General features: G+C 71.8%; 15 protein-coding genes and 1 tRNA gene. 10 read left to right on the forward strand and 6 right to left on the reverse strand.

Features of this window, described 5'->3' with window-relative positions; translation table 11 throughout:
* Nucleotides 1–7: 7 nt before the first annotated feature.
* Both OHV05_RS07150 and OHV05_RS07155 read left to right on the forward strand, forming a co-directional pair.
* Nucleotides 8–844: an ABC transporter ATP-binding protein gene (locus OHV05_RS07150; RefSeq protein ID WP_405021405.1), complete on the forward strand. Its 837-nt coding sequence runs from the start codon at nt 8–10 to the stop codon at nt 842–844.
* Nucleotides 841–1,557 carry an ABC transporter ATP-binding protein gene (locus OHV05_RS07155; RefSeq protein WP_405016895.1) on the forward strand — a complete coding sequence of 239 codons (717 nt, stop codon included), beginning with the start codon at nt 841–843 and terminating at the stop codon, nt 1,555–1,557. The genes OHV05_RS07150 and OHV05_RS07155 overlap by 4 nt, the downstream gene beginning before the upstream one ends.
* Nucleotides 1,558–1,613: 56 nt before the next feature.
* Here OHV05_RS07155 and OHV05_RS07160 read toward each other — a convergent pair whose 3' ends face one another.
* Nucleotides 1,614–2,276, reverse strand: coding sequence for an ANTAR domain-containing response regulator (locus OHV05_RS07160; protein WP_405016896.1), 663 nt, complete (start codon nt 2,274–2,276; stop codon nt 1,614–1,616).
* Nucleotides 2,277–2,374: 98 nt separating this feature from the next.
* Between OHV05_RS07160 and OHV05_RS07165 the strand changes: the two genes are divergently transcribed.
* Nucleotides 2,375–2,447: transfer RNA gene (locus OHV05_RS07165), tRNA-Leu, on the forward strand.
* 177 nt (nt 2,448–2,624) lie between these two features.
* Here OHV05_RS07165 and pyk read toward each other — a convergent pair.
* Nucleotides 2,625–4,055: a pyruvate kinase gene (pyk, locus tag OHV05_RS07170; protein WP_405016897.1), complete on the reverse strand. Its 1,431-nt coding sequence runs from the start codon at nt 4,053–4,055 to the stop codon at nt 2,625–2,627.
* A 249-nt stretch (nt 4,056–4,304) separates the two neighbouring features.
* Between pyk and OHV05_RS07175 the strand changes: the two genes are divergently transcribed.
* From OHV05_RS07175 to OHV05_RS07185, 3 genes are read left to right on the forward strand one after another with little or no spacing between them, the layout of a single operon-like run.
* Nucleotides 4,305–5,384 (forward strand): hypothetical protein, encoded by a 1,080-nt coding sequence (locus OHV05_RS07175; RefSeq protein WP_405016898.1) that lies wholly within the window; start codon nt 4,305–4,307, stop codon nt 5,382–5,384.
* Nucleotide 5,385: 1 nt separating this feature from the next.
* The gene (locus OHV05_RS07180) at nt 5,386–7,002 is read left to right on the forward strand and encodes an extracellular solute-binding protein (protein WP_405016899.1); all 1,617 of its coding nucleotides are present in this window, start codon (nt 5,386–5,388) and stop codon (nt 7,000–7,002) included.
* The gene (locus tag OHV05_RS07185) at nt 6,989–7,444 is read left to right on the forward strand and encodes a hypothetical protein (protein ID WP_405016900.1); all 456 of its coding nucleotides are present in this window, start codon (nt 6,989–6,991) and stop codon (nt 7,442–7,444) included. The genes OHV05_RS07180 and OHV05_RS07185 overlap by 14 nt, the downstream gene beginning before the upstream one ends.
* A 10-nt stretch (nt 7,445–7,454) precedes the next feature.
* On the opposite strand, the gene OHV05_RS07190 is transcribed toward OHV05_RS07185, so the two are convergent.
* The gene (locus tag OHV05_RS07190) at nt 7,455–10,223 is read right to left on the reverse strand and encodes an AAA family ATPase (protein ID WP_405016901.1); all 2,769 of its coding nucleotides are present in this window, start codon (nt 10,221–10,223) and stop codon (nt 7,455–7,457) included.
* A 224-nt stretch (nt 10,224–10,447) separates the two neighbouring features.
* Between OHV05_RS07190 and OHV05_RS07195 the strand changes: the two genes are divergently transcribed.
* The 3 genes from OHV05_RS07195 (at nt 10,448) to OHV05_RS07205 (ending at nt 14,052) form a co-directional block, all read left to right on the forward strand.
* Nucleotides 10,448–11,107 (forward strand): LuxR family transcriptional regulator, encoded by a 660-nt coding sequence (locus OHV05_RS07195; RefSeq protein WP_403041865.1) that lies wholly within the window; start codon nt 10,448–10,450, stop codon nt 11,105–11,107.
* Nucleotides 11,108–11,261: 154 nt separating this feature from the next.
* Nucleotides 11,262–13,076, forward strand: coding sequence for a 5'-nucleotidase C-terminal domain-containing protein (locus OHV05_RS07200; RefSeq protein ID WP_331730216.1), 1,815 nt, complete (start codon nt 11,262–11,264; stop codon nt 13,074–13,076).
* An 82-nt stretch (nt 13,077–13,158) separates the two neighbouring features.
* Nucleotides 13,159–14,052 carry a hypothetical protein gene (locus OHV05_RS07205; protein ID WP_405016902.1) on the forward strand — a complete coding sequence of 298 codons (894 nt, stop codon included), beginning with the start codon at nt 13,159–13,161 and terminating at the stop codon, nt 14,050–14,052.
* A 45-nt stretch (nt 14,053–14,097) separates the two neighbouring features.
* Here the strand turns inward: OHV05_RS07205 and OHV05_RS07210 are convergent, their stop codons facing one another.
* Both OHV05_RS07210 and OHV05_RS07215 read right to left on the reverse strand, forming a co-directional pair.
* Nucleotides 14,098–15,561: a DHA2 family efflux MFS transporter permease subunit gene (locus OHV05_RS07210; RefSeq protein ID WP_405016903.1), complete on the reverse strand. Its 1,464-nt coding sequence runs from the start codon at nt 15,559–15,561 to the stop codon at nt 14,098–14,100.
* Nucleotides 15,562–15,601: 40 nt separating this feature from the next.
* Nucleotides 15,602–16,012: a DUF3291 domain-containing protein gene (locus OHV05_RS07215; protein WP_403041905.1), complete on the reverse strand. Its 411-nt coding sequence runs from the start codon at nt 16,010–16,012 to the stop codon at nt 15,602–15,604.
* 123 nt (nt 16,013–16,135) lie between these two features.
* On the opposite strand from OHV05_RS07215, the gene OHV05_RS07220 reads away from it, so the two are divergent.
* Nucleotides 16,136–16,762 carry a MerR family transcriptional regulator gene (locus tag OHV05_RS07220; protein WP_405016904.1) on the forward strand — a complete coding sequence of 209 codons (627 nt, stop codon included), beginning with the start codon at nt 16,136–16,138 and terminating at the stop codon, nt 16,760–16,762.
* A gap of 7 nt (nt 16,763–16,769) precedes the next feature.
* Here the strand turns inward: OHV05_RS07220 and OHV05_RS07225 are convergent, their stop codons facing one another.
* Complete coding sequence (locus OHV05_RS07225; RefSeq protein ID WP_405016905.1) at nt 16,770–18,098, reverse strand: NAD(P)/FAD-dependent oxidoreductase; 1,329 nt, start codon at nt 18,096–18,098, stop codon at nt 16,770–16,772.
* Nucleotides 18,099–18,147: the final 49 nt, after the last annotated feature.

Here is an 18,147-nt window from a genome sequence, read left to right on the forward strand (position 1 = left end):
CACCCAGATGACCACCTCCACCGCCCCGGCCACCACCGTCGGTGCCGCCCTGCTGGACGTCCGGGGCGTCACCATGCGGTTCGGCGGACTCACCGCCGTCAACGACGTCTCACTGACCGTCAACGCCGGGGAGATCGTCGGCCTGATCGGTCCCAACGGGGCCGGCAAGACCACCTTCTTCAACTGCCTGACCGGGCTGTACGTCCCGACCGAGGGCAGCGTCAGCTACCGGGGCACGGTGCTGCCGCCCAAGCCGCACCTGGTCACCCAGGCCGGCATCGCCCGGACCTTCCAGAACATCCGGCTGTTCGGCAACATGACCGTGCTGGAGAACGTCCTGGTCGGCCGGCACACCCGGACCAAGGAGGGCCTGTTCTCGGCCATCCTGCGCGGCCCCGGCTTCCACCGGGCCGAGGCGGCCAGCCGCCAGCGGGCCATGGAACTCCTGGAGTTCACCGGTCTGGCGAGCAAGGCCGAGCACCTGGCCCGGAACCTCCCGTACGGCGAGCAGCGCAAGCTGGAGATCGCCCGGGCGCTCGCCAGCGACCCCGGTCTGCTGCTGCTGGACGAGCCGACCGCCGGGATGAACCCCCAGGAGACCAACGCCGCCGAGCAGTTGGTGTTCGCCATCCGCGACCTGGGCATCGCGATCCTGGTGATCGAGCACGACATGAAGTTCATCTTCAACCTGTGCGACCGGACGGCCGTCCTGGTCCAGGGCCAGAAGATCGTCGAGGGCGACAAGGAGACCGTCCAGAACGACGAGCGGGTCATCACGGCGTACCTCGGTGCGCCGCTGGAGACCGCGACCAGCACCGACGAGCAGGCGGAGGACGCCACATGACCGCGCTGCTTGAGGTCGAGGACCTCCGCGTCGCCTACGGCAAGATCGAGGCCGTCAAGGGCATCAGCTTCACCGTCAACCAGGGTGAGGTGACCACCCTGATCGGCACCAACGGGGCGGGCAAGACCACCACCCTGCGCACCCTCTCCGGTCTGCTCAAGCCGACCGGCGGCAAGGTGACCTTCGACGGCAGGCCGCTCGGCACGGTGCCCGCCCACAAGATCGTCTCGCTCGGCCTGGCGCACTCCCCCGAGGGCCGGCACATCTTCCCCCGGATGACGATCGAGGAGAACCTCCTCCTCGGCGCCTTCCTCCGGAAGGACGCCGCCGGCATCACCGAGGACGTCGAGCGGGCCTACACGCTCTTCCCGATCCTCGGCGAGCGTCGGAAGCAGGCGGCCGGCACCCTCTCCGGCGGCGAGCAGCAGATGCTCGCGATGGGACGGGCCCTGATGTCCCGTCCGAAGCTGCTGATGCTGGACGAGCCCTCGATGGGCCTCTCCCCGCTGATGATGCAGAAGATCATGGCGACCATCGTCGAGCTCAAGGCGTCCGGCACCACCATCCTGCTGGTCGAGCAGAACGCCCAGGCGGCGCTCTCGCTCTCCGACCAGGGCTACGTGATGGAGACCGGCCGGATCGTGCTCACCGGCACCGGCCGCGACCTGCTCGGCAACGACTCGGTCCGCAAGGCCTACCTCGGCGAGGACTGACCCACCGTCAACGCGAAGGGCCCGGCCGCCTCGGCCGGGCCCTTCGTGCCGCCCGCTCAGCCCTCGGTGGGCTCGGCGGGCTCGGCCTTCTTCTTGTCCTGGGCGACGCCCTCCTCGATCACGGCCTCCGCGACGGCGGCCATGGTCATCCGACGGTCCATCGAGGTCTTCTGGATCCAGCGGAAGGCCGCGGGCTCGGTCAGCCCGAACTTGGTCTGCAGCACGCTCTTCGCGCGGTCGACCAGCTTGCGGGTCTCCAGGCGCTGGGTGAGGTCGGCGATCTCCTCCTCCAGCGTGCGCATCTCGGTGTAGCGCGAGACGGCCATCTCGATCGCCGGCACCAGGTCGCTCTTGCTGAACGGCTTCACGATGTACGCCATCGCGCCGGCGTCCCGGGCCCGGTCGACCAGCTCGCGCTGGGAGAACGCGGTCAGCATCAGGACGGGGGCGAGGTGCGCCTCGTGGATCCGCTCGGCGGCCGACAGCCCGTCCAGGACCGGCATCTTCACGTCCAGGATCGCCAGGTCGGGCCTGAGCTCCTCGACCAGCTTCACCGCCGTCTCGCCGTCACCGGCCTCGCCGACGACGATGTAGCCCTCCTCCTCGAGCATCTCCTTGAGGTCGAGACGGATCAGGGTCTCGTCCTCGGCGATGACAATTCGGGTGATCTGGGGCAAGTCGGTGTCAAGCGGCTGGGCCTGCTCGTCGGCGGTGCTCACGGGGCTCCTCGTTCCGGCGGGGTGCTGCATGCACGAGCCTACCCAGACACGGTATGTTTGGTCGCACAGGGTCGGGGCTCGCCTTCGATTCTGCGGGCGCCCCGGTAGCCCAGCGGTAGAGGCAATGGTCTCAAACACCATCCAGCGTGGGTTCGAATCCCACCCGGGGTACTTTCCTTCCTTTCCAAGGTCGCAGACCTTTTCTCGATCTTCGCCCTTCCGGGTGGCCCGACGGTTGTCCCACGCCGTCCCACCCCGAACCGGCCGCGCCGAACCCCGCGCGCACCGAACCCGCACGCACCGACGGTGCGGCCCCCGCCGGGCACCGCACCGTCAGCCGTCGTGCCGTCAGTTGTCGAGTTCACCCACGTGGTGGACCCGGACCAGGTTGGTGGAGCCGGCCAGGCCGGGCGGGGAGCCGGCCGTGATGACCACGATGTCACCCTTCTGGCACCGGCCGAGGGAGAGCAGCTGGGCGTCCACCTGGGCGACCATCTCGTCGGTGGTGGGGGCGAACGGGCCAAGGAAGGTCTCGGCGCCCCAGGTGACCGACAGCTGGCTGCGGACGGCGGGCTCGTAGGTGAAGGCGAGCACCGGGATCGGCGAGCGGTAGCGGGACAGCCGGCGGGCGGTGTCGCCGGACTGGGTGAAGGCGATCAGGTACTTGGCGTTCAGGAAGTCGCCGATCTCGGCCGCCGCCCGGGCCACCGCGCCGCCCTGGGTGCGGGGCTTGTTCCGCTCGGTGAGCGGGGGCAGGCCGGCCGCGAGGGTGTCCTCCTCGACCGCGGTGATGATCCGGGACATCGTCTTGACCGTCTCGACCGGGTACTTGCCGACCGAGGTCTCGCCGGAGAGCATCACCGCGTCGGTGCCGTCCAGCACCGCGTTGGCGACGTCGGACGCCTCGGCCCTGGTCGGGCGGGAGGCGTTGATCATCGAGTCCAGCATCTGGGTGGCGACGATCACCGGCTTGGCGTTCCGCTTGGCCAGCTTGATGGCCCGCTTCTGCACCAACGGCACCTGCTCCAGCGGCATCTCGACGCCCAGGTCACCACGGGCGACCATGATGCCGTCGAAGGCGTCGACGATGGACTCCAGGTTGTCGACCGCCTGCGGCTTCTCGATCTTGGCGATGACCGGGACCGTCCGGCCCTCCTCGGCCATGATCCGGTGCACGTCCTCGATGTCCTTGCCGCTCCGGACGAAGGAGAGTGCGATGACGTCCGCACCGGTCCGCAGGGCCCAGCGCAGATCGGCGACGTCCTTGTCGCTGAGCGCGGGCACCGAGACGGCGACGCCGGGCAGGTTGAGCCCCTTGTGGTCGGAGATCAGACCGCCCTCGATGACGATGCAGTGCACCCGGGGGCCGTCGACGTGGGTGACCTCCAGGCAGACCCGGCCGTCGTCGACCAGGATGCGTTCGCCCCGGGACACGTCGTTGGCCAGGCCGCGGTAGGTGGTGCCGCAGATGTCCCGGTCTCCGACCACCCCGTCCTCCACCGAGATGGTGAACTCGTCGCCGCGTTCAAGGAGTACGGGCCCCTCGGCGAAGGTGTCGAGTCGGATCTTCGGGCCTTGTAGGTCGACCAGGACGCCGACACTGCGGCCGGTCTCGTCCGAGGCCTTGCGGACCCGGCGGTAGCGCTCCTCGTGTTCGAGCTGGGAGCCGTGGCTGAGATTGAAGCGGGCGACGTCCATGCCGGCCTCGACCAGTGCCTTGATCTGGTCGTACGAGTCGGCGGCGGGCCCGAGGGTACAGACGATTTTTGCTCGGCGCATGGCACCGAGCCTAGGCATTACCGGGACGTAACTTCGACGTTCCGGCCGACTTCACCATGGCGGTTGTTGAACGATTGGGTGAACGAAGTGACACGCCGTGACTTCACTTGGGTGCGGCCGGGGTTGGGAACTTCGATGCGGTTCCGTGAAGGGCTGTTCACCCCTGATTCACCCCTGCTTCGCACCCCGCTCCCGGCCGGGCGGGACCCTCAAGGTCCTGAACTGCCGCTCACGGGGGAAGGGTTGGCGATGAGAAGAGTCATCAGCGTGCTGGTGGCCGTGGTACTGCTGTGCGGGGTGGGCTATGTGGTCGTCCGGAACCTCGACGACCCGGCCGAGCCGAAGCAGGTCCGGGTACTGATCGGATCGGAGAAGGCCGGGTTCTTCAACGACCCGGAGGTCATCGCCGAGTTCAGGGCCAACGGGCTCGACGTCCGGCAGCAGACCATCGGCTCCTGGTCGATGGTCACCGCCGACCTCAAGGACGTCGACCTGGCCTTCCCGGCCAGCCGGGGACCGGCCGAGAAGATCGCGGCCGACCACGGCATCAGCACCGAACTGGTCCGGCCGTTCTACTCGCCGCTGGTGGTGATCGCGCACCGCAAGGTGGCGGAGGTGCTGGCGGCGAAGGGCCTGGCCGAACAGACCGGCGACAACCCGTGGAAGCTGCGGATGGGCGAGTACCTGGCGGCCTTCAAGCGGGGCGCCAAGTGGTCGGAGTTCCAGGGCGCGGCCGGCAACGCCGAGTTGACCGGGGAGATGTACCTGACCACCACCGATCCGCGCACCTCCTCCTCGGGGGCGCTGTTCCTGGCCGCCGCCTCCTACCTGGAGAACCACGAGCAGGTGGTGGCGGACGACGCGGGGGTGAACGCGGTCGGGGCGCTGCTGAAGCGGCTGACGGAGAAGCAGGGCGAGCAGAAGACCAGCAGCGACGGGCCGTTCAGCGACTTCCGGTCCGGGGTCGGCAACGCGCTGGTGCTGGTGTACGAGTCCCAGGTGGCCGCCCTGACGGCGCACGGGACTTCGACGGATGACCTGGTGGTGCTCTATCCGGACACCACCGTTTCGAGTGACCACACCGCCGTCGGGTTGACCCCGGACGGGCGCAGGGTGGCCGACCTGCTGAAGGACAGTCCGAAGCTCCGGGCGCTGGAGGCCAGGCACGGTTTCCGTCCGACGGCCGACCAGGCCGCGTTCGGCAAGGCGCTGGCGGGCCACCCGGGACCGACCTTCGCCCAGGAGCTCGCCGCCGCCGGGGTCAAGCAGGCCCCGGTGGCGACCTTCCCGGTGCTGGCCAAGCTGGTCGAGACGGCGAAGGGCAAGTGAGATGAGAACTGCTGTGTTCCGACGGATGCTCCCGGCCGTGCTGACCCTGGCCCTGGCCGTGACGGCCTGCACCAGCGAGGCGACCCCGCCGCCCGGCCCGAACCCGTCCAAGGACGGCGTGCTGCGGGTGCTGGCGGGCAGTGAACTCCAGGACATGGCCCCGGTGCTGGCCGAGGCGAAGAAGGCCACCGGGGTCAGTGTGGAGTTCACCTGGACCGGTTCGCTGGACGGTGCCGACACCGTCGCGTCCGGGCAGGCGGACGGCAAGTACGACGCGGTCTGGTTCCCGTCCAACCGCTACCTCCGGCTGGACCCGGCGGCCAAGGGCAAGCTGCTCTCCGAGACGCCGGTGATGACCACCCCGGTCGCGGTCGGCATCCGCTCGGGCATGCTCAGCGAGCTGGGCTGGGGCGACGGCTCCCAGGTGACCTGGGGTCAGCTCGGGGACGCGGCGGTGGCCGGGAAGCTCTCCTACGGGATGGCCGACCCGTCCCGGTCCAACTCCGGCTTCTCCGCCCTGGTGGCGCTGGCCTCGGCGTTCTCCGGGGCGGGCGCGGCCCTCACCGACGCCGACGTCACCAAGGCGGCCCCCTCGCTCCAGCGGTTCTTCACCGGCCAGCGGCTCACCTCGGGGTCCTCCGGCTGGCTGGCCGAGGCCTATCGGAAGCCCGGCCAGAACAAGGTCGGGGCGCTGGTGAACTACGAGTCGGTGCTGCTCTCGATGAACCGGACGCTGCCCGAGGCCGACAGGCTGACCGTGGTCCGGCCGACGGACGGGGTGATCTCGGCGGACTACCCGCTCTCGCTGCTGGCCTCGGCCGGGCAGCCCGCCCAGGACGCCTTCCAGCGGCTGGCCCGGTACCTGACCACGGCCGACGCCCAGCAGCGGATCTCGGCGGCGACCCTGCGCCGCCCGGTGACCCCGAACGTCGCCCCGGCCGCCGGGGTGCCGACCGACCTGCGCCGCGAGCTGCCGTTCCCGGGCACCCGGGCGGTGGCCGACGGGCTGCTGTCGGCCTACCAGAACGACCTGCGCCGGCCGTCCAGGACGGTGTACGTGTTGGACACCTCGGGGTCGATGAAGGGCCCCCGGCTGGAGGCGCTGAAGACCGCGATGTCGCGGCTGACCGGTCTGCAGGACCCGCGCGGGGTGCGGCGGTTCCGGGAGCGCGAGGAGGTGACCCTGGTGGAGTTCGCCTCGAAGGTGAAGTCGGAGCGGACGTACACCGTGCCGGACGGCGCACCGGCCGCCGAGCTGGCCCGGATCGAGTCGGACGTCCGGGCGATGCAGGCGAACGAGGGCACGGCGGTCTACAGCTCGCTGCGCGAGGCGTACGAGCTGCTCACCCGGCAGCAGGCGGCGGCCGGTGACGACCGGTTCACCTCGATCGTGCTGATGACCGACGGGGAGAGCAACGAGGGGATGAAGGAGGACGAGTTCCGCAGCTGGTTCGGGACGTTGACCGAGCGTCAGCGCGCGGTGCCGGTCTTCCCGATCCAGTTCGGCGAGGCGGCCAAGGCCCAGTTGCAGGGCATCGCCGAGCTGACCGGCGGCAAGCTGTTCGACGGTACGGGCTCCCTGGACGGGGCGTTCGAGGAGATCCGTGGCTATCAGTAGGGTGCTGAGGTACCTGGAGTCGCGGCGCAACCTGGTCGGGTGCGCCGCGGGTGCCGGCGGCGTGGGGCTGTCCCTGGCCGGGCTGACCGGCGGCTGGGGGCCGGCCGTGATCGTGGCGATGTACCTGGCGGGGGCGATCGTCGTGCCGCCGTCCCCGTCCGCCTCCCCGCCGCCGGCCGCCCTCGGCCCGGGCGTCGAACTGACCGGGCTGGCCGAGCGGGTGGCCGCGATCGGGCTCCCCAGCTCGGTGGGCGCGGAGCAGTTGCTGGTGGCCCTCGGGGCGGCCGATCCGGGCCGGGTGGAGCGGATCGTGCGCTGGGAGCTGCCGGTGGCGCTGGACGGCTACGTCCGGGCCCGCTGCTGGGAGGCCCTGGCGCCGGGCGGGGTGGACCCGACGGCGGCGCTCAAGGCGGAGCTGGACCGGATGTCGGGGCTGCTCTGACCCGGCCGGGTCAGTCGGCCTCGGCCAGCCGGGCGGCGATCTCGGCCCGCCGGCGGATGCCCAACTTGCGGAAGCTGTTGGTCAGATGGGTCTCCACGGTCCGCAGGGCCAGGTGCAGCAGCTCGGCGATCTCGGGGTTGGAGTGGCCCTCGGTGGCCAGCCGGCAGACCCGCTGCTCGCTGTCGGTGAGGGCCTGGGCGCCGGTGTGCGCCTGTTTGACCGGGCGGGCGCCGGACTCCAGCAGCAGTCCGGTGCCGACCGTCACCAGCCGCCGGGCGCCGATCCGTTCGGCCAGCGTGACCGCCTCCCGCAGGGTGTCCCGGGCGGCGGCCCGGCGGCCGCCGCAGAGCAGCAGCCGGCCGAGGCCGAGCAGTGCGGGGATCAGTTCGACCTCCAGGCCGTCCCCGCGCAGCAGCGCGACCGCCTCGCGGGCCGTGGTCAGGCCCTGCCGGCCACCGGTGCTGGCGCCGAGCACCCGCAGCGCCCGGCCGACCACCCGGGGAGTGCCCCAGACCTGGGCCAACCTGAGCTCCTCCGCCGCGAGTTCGGCGGCCGCACCGGGCTGGCCGAGCAGCAGGTGACAGTCGGCGGCGGCGGACCGCCAGGGCGTGACGATCGGGCTGTCGGCACCGCGCTCGCTCTGCCGCCGACCGCACTCCAGCAGGTCGACCAGGGCCTCGGCGGGCTCACCGGTGGCCAGCCGGAGCAGGCCCCGGGCGTAGCGCAGTTCGTTCCACTCCCAGGAGCCCTCGCTGCCCTCGGGCGTCTCCGCCAGGACGGCGTCGGCCAGTTCGCGGGCCTCGGCGGGACGGCCGGTCTCCAGCAGGGCGAGCACCGCCTGCGAGGTCAGGTGCGAGTTGTTCAGGGCGAGCACCCCCCGGTGGTCCTCGGTGCTGTTCAACTCGGCCAGCAGCACGGCGTACTGGCCGCGCATCAGCCGGCTCTCGGTCCGGACGCTGAGCAGGCTCTGGTACGCGGGGTGCAGGGGGGTGCCGCGGTGGGCAGCCAGTCCGTCGGCCACCAGCCGGTCGGCGAGCGGGAGCAGGTCGGCCCACTGCGCCAGGGTGGCGGCGGTGGCGTTGACGTAGCTGCGGGAGAAGGTGTCCGGCGCCTGGGTGGTCAACTGCTCGATCCGGACCGCCGTCTCGGCGGCGGACAGCAGTCCGCTGGTGGCGTCGTACTCGGTCAGCATGCCGAGCGCGGCCGGGGCCAGGCCGCCGGGGGTGCGGGACTCGATCCGGCGCAGCCCCTCGACCACCTGGAGCCAGCTGACGCCGTCGTGCGAGGCGATCAGGGCCGCCGCGGCGTGCACGGCCCGGGCCAGCTCGGGGTGGTCGGCGAAGCGTTCGGCCAGGTCCTCCATCACCTCCACGGCGGCGGCGGTCTCACCTCGCCCGGCCAGCGCCGAGCCGAGCGCGTTGGCGGCCTCGAACACCGTCTCGTCGGACTGGTGCAGCCGGACCGCCTCGGCCAGGTGCCGGGTGCCGGTGACCGACTCGGGCGGGCCCAGGGTGACTTCCTGGCAGCCGAGTTCGACCAGGACGGTACCGCGCCGGTGGCCGGTGAGCGGTTCCCGCAGGGCCCGCCGGAGCAGCCGGACGGCGCGCTCGGTCCGGCCCGCGCGCTGGGCGGTGCGGGCCGCGCCGATCAGGACGTCGGCGGCCCACGCGGTGCCGCCGACCTCGGTGTGCAGCAGCTGATCGGCGATCAGCTCCTCGGGCTCGCCCCGCTCGTAGAGCAGCACGGCGAGCCGGTGGTGCACCTCGACCCGGCGCTCCTGGCTCCAGTCGGCCAGCACGGCGGTGCGCAGCCAGGGGTGGGCGAACTCGTCCAGCCGTCCGGCGCTGCCGTCCTGGAGCATGCCGTGGGCGCGCAGGCCGACCAGCCAGTCGGCGACCCGGCCGGTGCTGTCGCCCGCCAGGGTGGGCAGGTCGGCGCTGCCGGTGCGGTGGCCGGACAGCTGGGCGAGCATCCGGGCGGCGTCGGTGACGGGTTCGCCGGCGGCGCGCAGCCAGTGGCCGACCGCGTCCTGGAACGCCCCGCCGGGGGTGTCGCCGAGCGGGTGTCCCGGCCCGTTCAGGTCGGTGAGCAGTGCGTTCAGCAGGGCGTGCAGCAGCAGCGGGGTGCCGCCGGTGGCGCGCAGGCAGTCGTCGACCAGGTCCTCGGGAGCGGGGCCGCCGAGCCGGGCGGCGAGCAGCTCGGCGACGCCCCGGCGGGTGAGCGGGCCGATCCGGTACGGGTGGACGGCGTCGGCCGGGAGGTCCTGGCCGAATCCGGGGGTACGGCCGGCTCGGCCCGGCTCGCGGCGTTCCGTCACCACGGCCAGCACCGGGAGGCGCTCCAGCCGTCGGCTGAGCTGGCGGAGCCAGCTCAGCGAGGGGGCGTCGGCGTACTGGACGTCGTCGACCAGCAGCAGCAGGGGCCGCCGGACGGCGTGCTCGCGGAGCAGCTCCCAGGGGGTGACACCGTCCGGTCCGGGGCCGAGCTCGTTGCCCGCGCCGACCAGTTGGCGGGCGGCGGCGTACCGGTGGCCCGCCTCGTCGGCGGCGCAGTTGGCGCGCAGGACGGTCATCGGGCGGGCCGCCTCGGACCGGGCGAGGGCGTTCAGCAGGGCGCTGCGGCCGACCCCGGTCGGGCCGGTGAGCAGCAGCAGGCTGCCCCGGCCGTGCCGGGCCTGGTCCGCCAGCCGGGCCGCCTCGTCCAGCACGGAGTGCCGCTCGACCAACTCAGGCCCGAACCCGTGCTGGCCCGCGCACGCGCCGGCGGCACTGCTGATCATCTGTGTTTCACCCTCCGGTCGCACCCGTTCAATGCCACGGGTCGACCGGGCCGCCAGGTTGCCCGGACCGTCGGCAGATCGCTGTGAGCTTGCTCTCACGGGCCGATCTCGTGGTCTACCACGATGGTAGGGCCGCACCGCGCGCGGTGAGCATGGGGCCGGGGTGGGGCCCGGGTGCGACCGTTCTCCCCCTGTCCGGGGACAGACAACAGCAGGGGGAAGCCGTGACCATCGAGTACGTCGCCGAAACGCTCCGAGCGCCGGCCGTGGTCCGGGTGCTGATCCAGGCGACCGACCCGATCTCGCACGCCGGGGCGGTCAGCCAGCTCCGGCGGTGCGCCGGCCTGGAGATCGCCGAGAACGGTGAGGGCTGTCCCGGTTCGGTGGCGGTGCTGGTGGCCGAGACGGTGGACCGGGCGGTGACCGCGACGCTGCGTCGGCTGGTGCACCTGGAGGAGCACCGGGTGGTGCTGGTGGTGGATCAGATCCGGGAGGCGGATCTGCTGGAGGCCGTCGAGTGCGGGGTGTCGGCGATCCTGCGGCGGCGGGAGGCCACGGCGGAGCGGCTGGAGCAGGCGGTGCTGGCGGCCGCGCGCGGCGAGGGCGACCTGCCGGGCGACCTGCTCGGACGGCTGATCACCCAGATGGGACGGTTGCAGCGGAGCGTCCAGGGGCTGCCCGGATTCACGCCGCCGGGCATCTCGGAGCGCGAGTCGGACATCCTGCGGCTGGTGGCCGAGGGCTGGGACACCGGCGAGATCGCGGGCAAGCTCTCCTACTCGGAGCGCACCGTGAAGAACGTGCTGCACGGGCTGACGAGCCGTCTGAACCTGCGCAACCGGGCCCACGCGGTGGCCCACGCCCTGCGTGAGGGCTACATCTAGGCCGTGCCTCCGGGCAGGTCGTCACGTCCGGGACTTCTGGTTCTCACCTGCTGGAAACGTGCCGGGGGCTGTTCCGCGCGGACTTTTGCGGGCAGACTTCTACGCGCGTCACCACCCCTGCTGACGGACCGTCCGCCCCACGTTGGAGTCGTCCATGTCCTTGAACCGTCGTGACTTCGTCGCCCGCTCGGCGGTCACCGCCGCCGGGGCCGCCCTGGCCGGCGGGCTGCCGCTGCTGACGGCCGCCCCGGCCGCCGCCGCGCCCGCCGAGCAGCGCGGCAAGGCCCCGAAGAAGCAGACGTTCACCGTGATGGGCACCACCGACCTGCACGGCCGGGTGCTCAACTGGGACTACTTCACCGACGCCGAGTACGACGACAAGGCGCACAACGACGTCGGCCTGGCCAAGATCGCCACCCTGGTCAAGCAGGTCCGGACCGAGAAGGGCTGCCACCGCACCCTGCTGATCGACGCCGGTGACACCATCCAGGGCACCCAACTCGCTTACTACTACGCCCGGGTGGAGCCGATCACCGGCAAGCGCGGACCGGTCCACCCGATGGCCGCGGTGATGAACGCGCTGGACTACGACGCCGCCGCGCTCGGCAACCACGAGTTCAACTACGGCATCCCGCTGCTCCGCGCCTTCGAGCGCCAGCTGGACTTCCCGCTGCTCGGCGCCAACGCGCTGGACGCCAAGAACGAGCGCCCGGCCTTCCCGCCGTACGTGATCAAGGAGATGCACCTGGGCAGCGGCCGGCCGCTGCGGGTCGGCATCCTCGGCCTGACCAACCCGGGCATCGCGATCTGGGACAAGGCCAACGTGACCGGCCAGCTGGTCTTCCCGGGCATCGTCGAGCAGGCGAAGAAGTACGTGCCCCGGCTCCGCGCGGCCGGTGCCGACGTGGTCGTGGTGGCCTGCCACTCCGGCGTGGACGAGCCCAGCTCCTGGGGCGACCAGCTGCCCTGGGGCGAGAACGTCTCCGGCGAGCTGGCGGCCGCGGTGCCCGGCATCGACGCGATCCTGGTCGGCCACGCGCACAAGGAGATCCCGCAGCGCCTGGTGGTGAACCGGGAGACCGGCAAGACCGTGGTGCTCTCCGAGCCGTTCGCCTGGGGCCAGCGGCTGACCTGCTTCGACTTCGAGGTGGAGTACGCCCGGGGCGAGTGGACGGTGACCGGGGTGACCTCCCGGGTGCTGAACTCCAACACCGTGCCGGAGGACGCCGGGATCGTCCGCCTGATCGACAAGCAGCACAAGAAGACGGTCGCCTACGTCAACCAGGTGATCGGCACCTGCAAGGCCGAACTCTCGATCGCCGAGGCCCCGTTCAAGGACGTGCCGATCATCGACCTGATCGGCCGGGTGCAGGCGGACACCGTGAAGGCCGCCCTGGCGGGCACCTCGTACGCCGCGCTGCCGGTGCTGGCCCAGGCCGCGCCGTTCAACCGCACCGCGGTGATCCCGGCCGGCACCGTCAAGCTGCGGGACGCCGCCGGGCTGTACATCTACGAGAACACCCTGGAGGCCCGGGTGCTGACCGGGGCCCAGGTCAAGGACTACCTGGAGTACTCCGCCAAGTACTTCGCCCAGCTCGCGGTCGGCGCCCCGGTCGACCTGGCCACCCTGACCAACCAGGCGAACACCCCGGACTACAACTACGACTCGATCTACGGCGTCTCCTACGACATCGACCTGACCCAGCCGGTCGGCTCGCGGATCACCAACCTGACCTTCGAGGGCGCCCCGGTGGCCCCGGCCGCGCAGTTCGTGCTGGCGGTGAACAACTACCGGGCCAACGGCGGCGGCAACTTCCCGCACGTGGCCAAGGCCCCGGTGGCGTGGTCCAACTCGGAGGAGATCCGGAACACGATGATCAGCTGGGTGAAGGCCAAGGGTGTCATCGACCCGGCCGAGTTCGGCGGCGGCACCTGGCGCCTGGTCCGGGCCGGGGTCCCGCTGTTCTAGCCTCCGCCCCGCAGCGGAACCGATTGGCGGCACCGGACGTCCCAGTGCCGCCAATTCGGCTTTCCCGTACGGGGGGACGACAGTGAAGAAGACCGTCCTGCTGGGCCTCGCGGCGCTGCTGCTCACCGCCTGCGGCCCGATCCGACCGGACGAGGGCACCGAGTCCTCGCCGGCCCCGCTGCCCTCGGCGTCCTCGGCGTCCTCGGCGGGCACCGGGCAGCAGCGCGCGGCGCAGCTTGCGGCCGCCTGGCCCGGGTCGGCGGCCGAGCAGGTCTGGCGCTCCGGGTACCACCCGCTGGACCCCCGGCAGCAGTGGCTGCCCGCCAACGCCTTCCACGACGAGGGCGACAGACTCGGCTATCTCGGCGGCCAGTTGGACCTGACGGCGGCGCTGCCACCGGCGCCGGCCGGCACCGAGGTGTTCTGGCGGGACGGCGGACGGCTGGCCCTGCCGCTGCTCCCGCCGGAGCAGGTGTTCCGACAGCTGGTCGACGGCAGGTCCTGCCACGACCAGGGGTGCAGGCGGCTCCAGGTCACCGAGGTCCGGGCCGGCACCCGTCCGGTGGCCACCAGCCGGGGCCGGGCCACCGTACCGGTCTGGGAGTTCACCGTCGCCGGGTACACCGAGCCGTTCGCCTACCCGGCGGTCGCCCCGCAGCAGCCGTCCCCACCGGGTGGGCCGGTACCGGACGAGCTGCGCGCCCGCTCCGTCGGCCTGGGCTCGGTCTCCCCCGACGGACTGACCGTCACCGGCAGCCCCCCGCAGGGCGGCTGCGACCGGGTGACCGGCGCGGAGGCGTACGAGACCGACCGGGTGGTGGTGCTGATCGGGCACCTGCTGCCGCCGACCGCCGAGGCGTGCGCGGCGGTGCTCAGGTTCAGCCCGGTGACGGTCCGGCTGGCCCGGCCGCTCGGTGACCGGGTGGTGCTGGACCTCGGCACCGGACTGCCCCAGCTGCCGCCGGAACAGCAGTGAGCGGGCCCGGGGCGCACCTCGCGCCCCGGGCCCGCCGATGATCCGTCAGACCGCGACCGGGGTGGGGGTGTCGACCACCGCGGGGGCGGGCTCGGCGGCGGGCCGGGGGTTGCGCGGGATGGCCAGCGCGCACAGGCCACCGGCCACCACCACGGCCACGCCGACCCAGACCGCCGGGTGCAGGCCGTCCGCGAAGGCGGCCGGGGTGGCCATGCTGCCGTGGGCGGTGAAGACGCTGCTGAGCACCGCGATGCCGAGCGCCCCGCCGATCTCCCGCACGGTGGTGTTGGCACCGGAGGCCTTGCCCCGGTGCTCGGGGCCGACCGCGCCGAGCACCACGGCCGCGGTCGGCGCGATCGCGAAGCCCATACCGGCCCCGGCCACCAGCATCCCGCCGACCAGCTGCGAGTACGGGGTGTCGGCGGAGGCCACCAGGTTGATCCAGGACAGGCCGATCGCCTGCAGGAACAGGCCGAGGGCCATCAGCCGCCCACCGCCCACCCGGTCGGTGATCGCACCGGCGATCGGGGCGATCACCATCGGCATCAGGGTCCAGGAGAGCGTCAGCACACCGGCGTGCAGCGGGGTGCGGGGCGGGGCGATCTGCAGGTACTGGGCCAGGAAGAAGATCGAGCCGAAGACCCCGAAGTACATCGAGGCGGAGACGATGTTGGTGAGCGTGAACGCCCTGACCCGGTAGAACCGCAGCGGCAGCAACGGGTGCTCGACCCGGCGCTCCCAGGCCACGAAGGCCACCAGCAGCACGGCGGCCGCGCCGAACGCGCCCACGATCCGGCCGTCGGTCCAGCCGTCCTCGCTGCCGTTGACGATGCCCCAGACCAGCGCCAGCAGACCGGCGGTGGCCAGCACCATGCCGAGCAGGTCGAGCCGGGCCCGCTCGCCGCGGCTCTCCTTCACCACCACGAGCACCAGCGGGACGGCCACGATGCCGACCGGGATGTTGATCCAGAAGATCCACTCCCAGTCCAGCCCCTCCACCACCGCGCCGCCGACCACCGGGCCGAGCGCGATCGCCAGGCCGCTGACGGCCGACCAGAGGCCGAGCGCCAGGCTGCGCATCTTCTCCGGCACCGCGTTGGACAGCAGGGTCAGCGAGAGCGGCATGACGGCCGCCGCACCGAAGCCCTGGATCGCCCGGGCGGCGATCAACTGGCCGCTGGTGTCGGCGAGTCCGCACCCGATCGAGGACAGCGTGAACAGCGCGATGCCGAGCGTGAAGACCTTGCGGTGCCCGAACCGGTCACCGAGCGCGGCACCGGTCAGCAGCAGGCAGGCGAAGCTCAGCACATAGGCGTTGACGAACCACTGGAGGTCCTGGGTGCCGGCCTTGAGGTCGACCGCCAGGGTGTGCAGCGCGGTGGAGACCACCAGGTTGTCCAGCGCGACCATGAACATCGGCAGGCTGCACGCGACGATCACCAGCCAGAGCGGGAAGGTGCGCCCGGCGGCTGTACCCGCCGGGGCCGGACGGCTTTCGGGGACGGACATGGTGGGGTTCTCCTCGTGAGACGAAGCTGGGCGGTGGGAACTACTTGGCGGCGGCGTCGAGCCGCTGCTGCTCGGCGATCCGGTGCTTGGCATCGGTCCAGGTGATCGGCAGCTGCTCGGCCCCGACCTCGAAGAAGACGAACGTGGACGCCTTGGTCACGGTGCGGAGCGAGGTCATGATCGAGTGGTGCGGTTCGGTCTTGGCGTAGGTGTAGAGGGCCTTGCGGTCCTCCCAGGCGGAGAGCGTCCAGAACACGCCCTTGAGCGGCTGGGCGATCAGCGAGGCGCCCACCGCCCCGGGGGCGCTGCGCACCTGCCGCCAGGCGGCCAGCGACTTGAGGAAGAACCGCGCGGAGTGCTTCAGCGAACCGACCTCCAGGCGCGAGGCCATCACCAGGACCTGCGCGTCGGGCCGGGGGGCGTTCGGGGTGGTCCAGGGGAGCGTGGGCATGGTCACGGCCTTTCGGTGGTACCGGTACGGGCGTCCGCGCAGGGGTGCTGCACACCGTTGGAGTGTGGCACTATCTATATTAGACAGTAGAGCTACCCAATTTTCCAGTGGAGAGCGGAGAAGATGCGGATCTCGGAGTTGAGCCGGCGCAGTGGTGTCCCCGTGGCGACCATCAAGTACTACCTGCGGGAGGAGCTGCTGCCCGCGGGTGTGGCCACCTCGGCCACCCAGGCCGAGTACGACGAGCACCACCTGCGCCGGCTACGGCTGGCCCGGGCCCTGATCGCGGTGCGCGGACTGTCGGTGTCCACCACCCGCGAGGTGCTCCGGGCGCTGGACGAGCACTCCACCGACCTCCACCTGTTGTTCGGCCTGGCCCTCGGGGCCGTCTCCACGGACGAGCCGGACTCCCCCTCGGACCGACCGCAAGAGCCCACCCCCGCGGACGAGTTGATCTCCGCCTTGGGTTGGGAGATCAGCGAGAAGGCTCCTACCCGCACCACCGTCACCGACACCCTGCGCACCCTGCGGGACCTGGGCCTGCCGGCCGACTGGCAGACCCTGGTCCCGTACGCCCGGCTGGCCGAACGGACGGCCGAGCTCGACCTGGCCCAACTGGAGGACACCGAGGATCCGTTGGAGCGGGTCGAGCGGGCCGTCCTGCTCACCATCCTGCTGGAGCCGGTGCTGCTGGCGCTGCGCCGGATGGCCCAGGAGAACGAGTCCGCCAAGCGGCATCCCCGGCCCTGACGGTGGCTCAGCCCTGCCGGCCGTCCAGCTCCCGGAGGAGCTGGGCGGCCGCCTCGGCACCGGAGGAGAAGGCGGCCTCGTGCGAGCCGATCTGGTCGTGGTAGAGCTGCTTGGAGTGGAAGTAGGAGCCCGCCAGCTTGACCCGGGTGCCCTCGTTCACCTGGTAGATGGTCTGCTGCAGCCGGCGCAGGTCGATGTCGATCACCGGGTGCGAGTAGCTCAGCTCCCGGATCACCGACTCCTCGCGCAGCGCCCGGGGGTAGTCCAGCGTGACGAAGTAGTCCTGCTCGGCCTCGAAGCCGTGCAGCCGGTTCATGTAGTACGCCACGTACGGGCGGACCGCCCCGGCCACCGTCACCTTGCCGTAGTTCCAGTTGTCCCAGCGCTCCCGGTCGCCCGGCATCGCGGTCGGGTCGGTGTGCAGGATCGCGGTCGAGGCGTTGTAGCGGATCTTCTCCAGGGTGTTCCGCTGCACGTCGTCCGGGTTGGCGAGCAGCTCCCTGGCCTGGTCGCCGTGGGTGGCCACGATCGCGTAGTCGAACCGCTCGGCGCCGTTCACGGTGGCGATCGTGACGCCGTCCGGCTCCTGGCGCACGCCGGTGACCGGCTCGGCCAGCCGGAGCTTGGGGTCGATCGCGGCGATCGCCTTGCGGACGTAGTTGATCGAACCGCCGCTGACGGTCCGCCACTCCACCCCGCGCCCGCCCAGGCCGCCCTCGTCGTGCGCCATGAAGAAGGCGATCACGGTGGTGGCCGGCATCTCCCAGATCAGCTCGGCGGGCACCGACCAGACGGCGGTGCAGAGCAGGATCACGTAGCCGTACCGGAACTCCTGGCTGTAGCCGCCCCGGTCCAGGTACTCGCCCAGCGGCAGGTCGGTGCGCTTGCGGAAGAAGTCCTTGCGGCCCTCCTCGTGGAACCGCCGGGCCTCCCGCCAGATGGTCCGGAACTCCTCCGAGTAGCGGTTGTTCACCTCCTCCTCCGGCAGGGCCATCTCGGCGGTGCCGTACTGCAGGCCGCTGTCCAGGTCGAAGAAGTTGAAGCCGCCGAGGTGCTGCTTGGTCTCCACCCCGAGCTCGGCGAAGAACCTGGTCAGATTCGGGTAGCTGGGCTGGTTGAAGACCACGAAGGCGGTGTCGATGCCGAGGGTGCGGCCGTTCTCCTCCACCTCGATGGTGTTGGCGTGGCCGCCGGGCCGGTCGTCCTGCTCGAACAGGGTGATCTCGGCGTGCTCCCGCAGCCGGTAGGCGGCGGAGAGGCCGGCCACACCCGCGCCGACCACGGCGACCCGGGGCTTGCGGCCGAGCGGACGGGCGGGGGGAGTGCTGCTGGACATGGAGGCTTCCTCACTGTGAGCGGGGCTTCGGGGCGAGCGGGGTGCGGCG

It is taken from the genome of Kitasatospora sp. NBC_00070, from assembly GCF_045041205.1.
In the GTDB taxonomy this organism is placed as follows: Bacteria; Actinomycetota; Actinomycetes; order Streptomycetales; family Streptomycetaceae; genus Kitasatospora.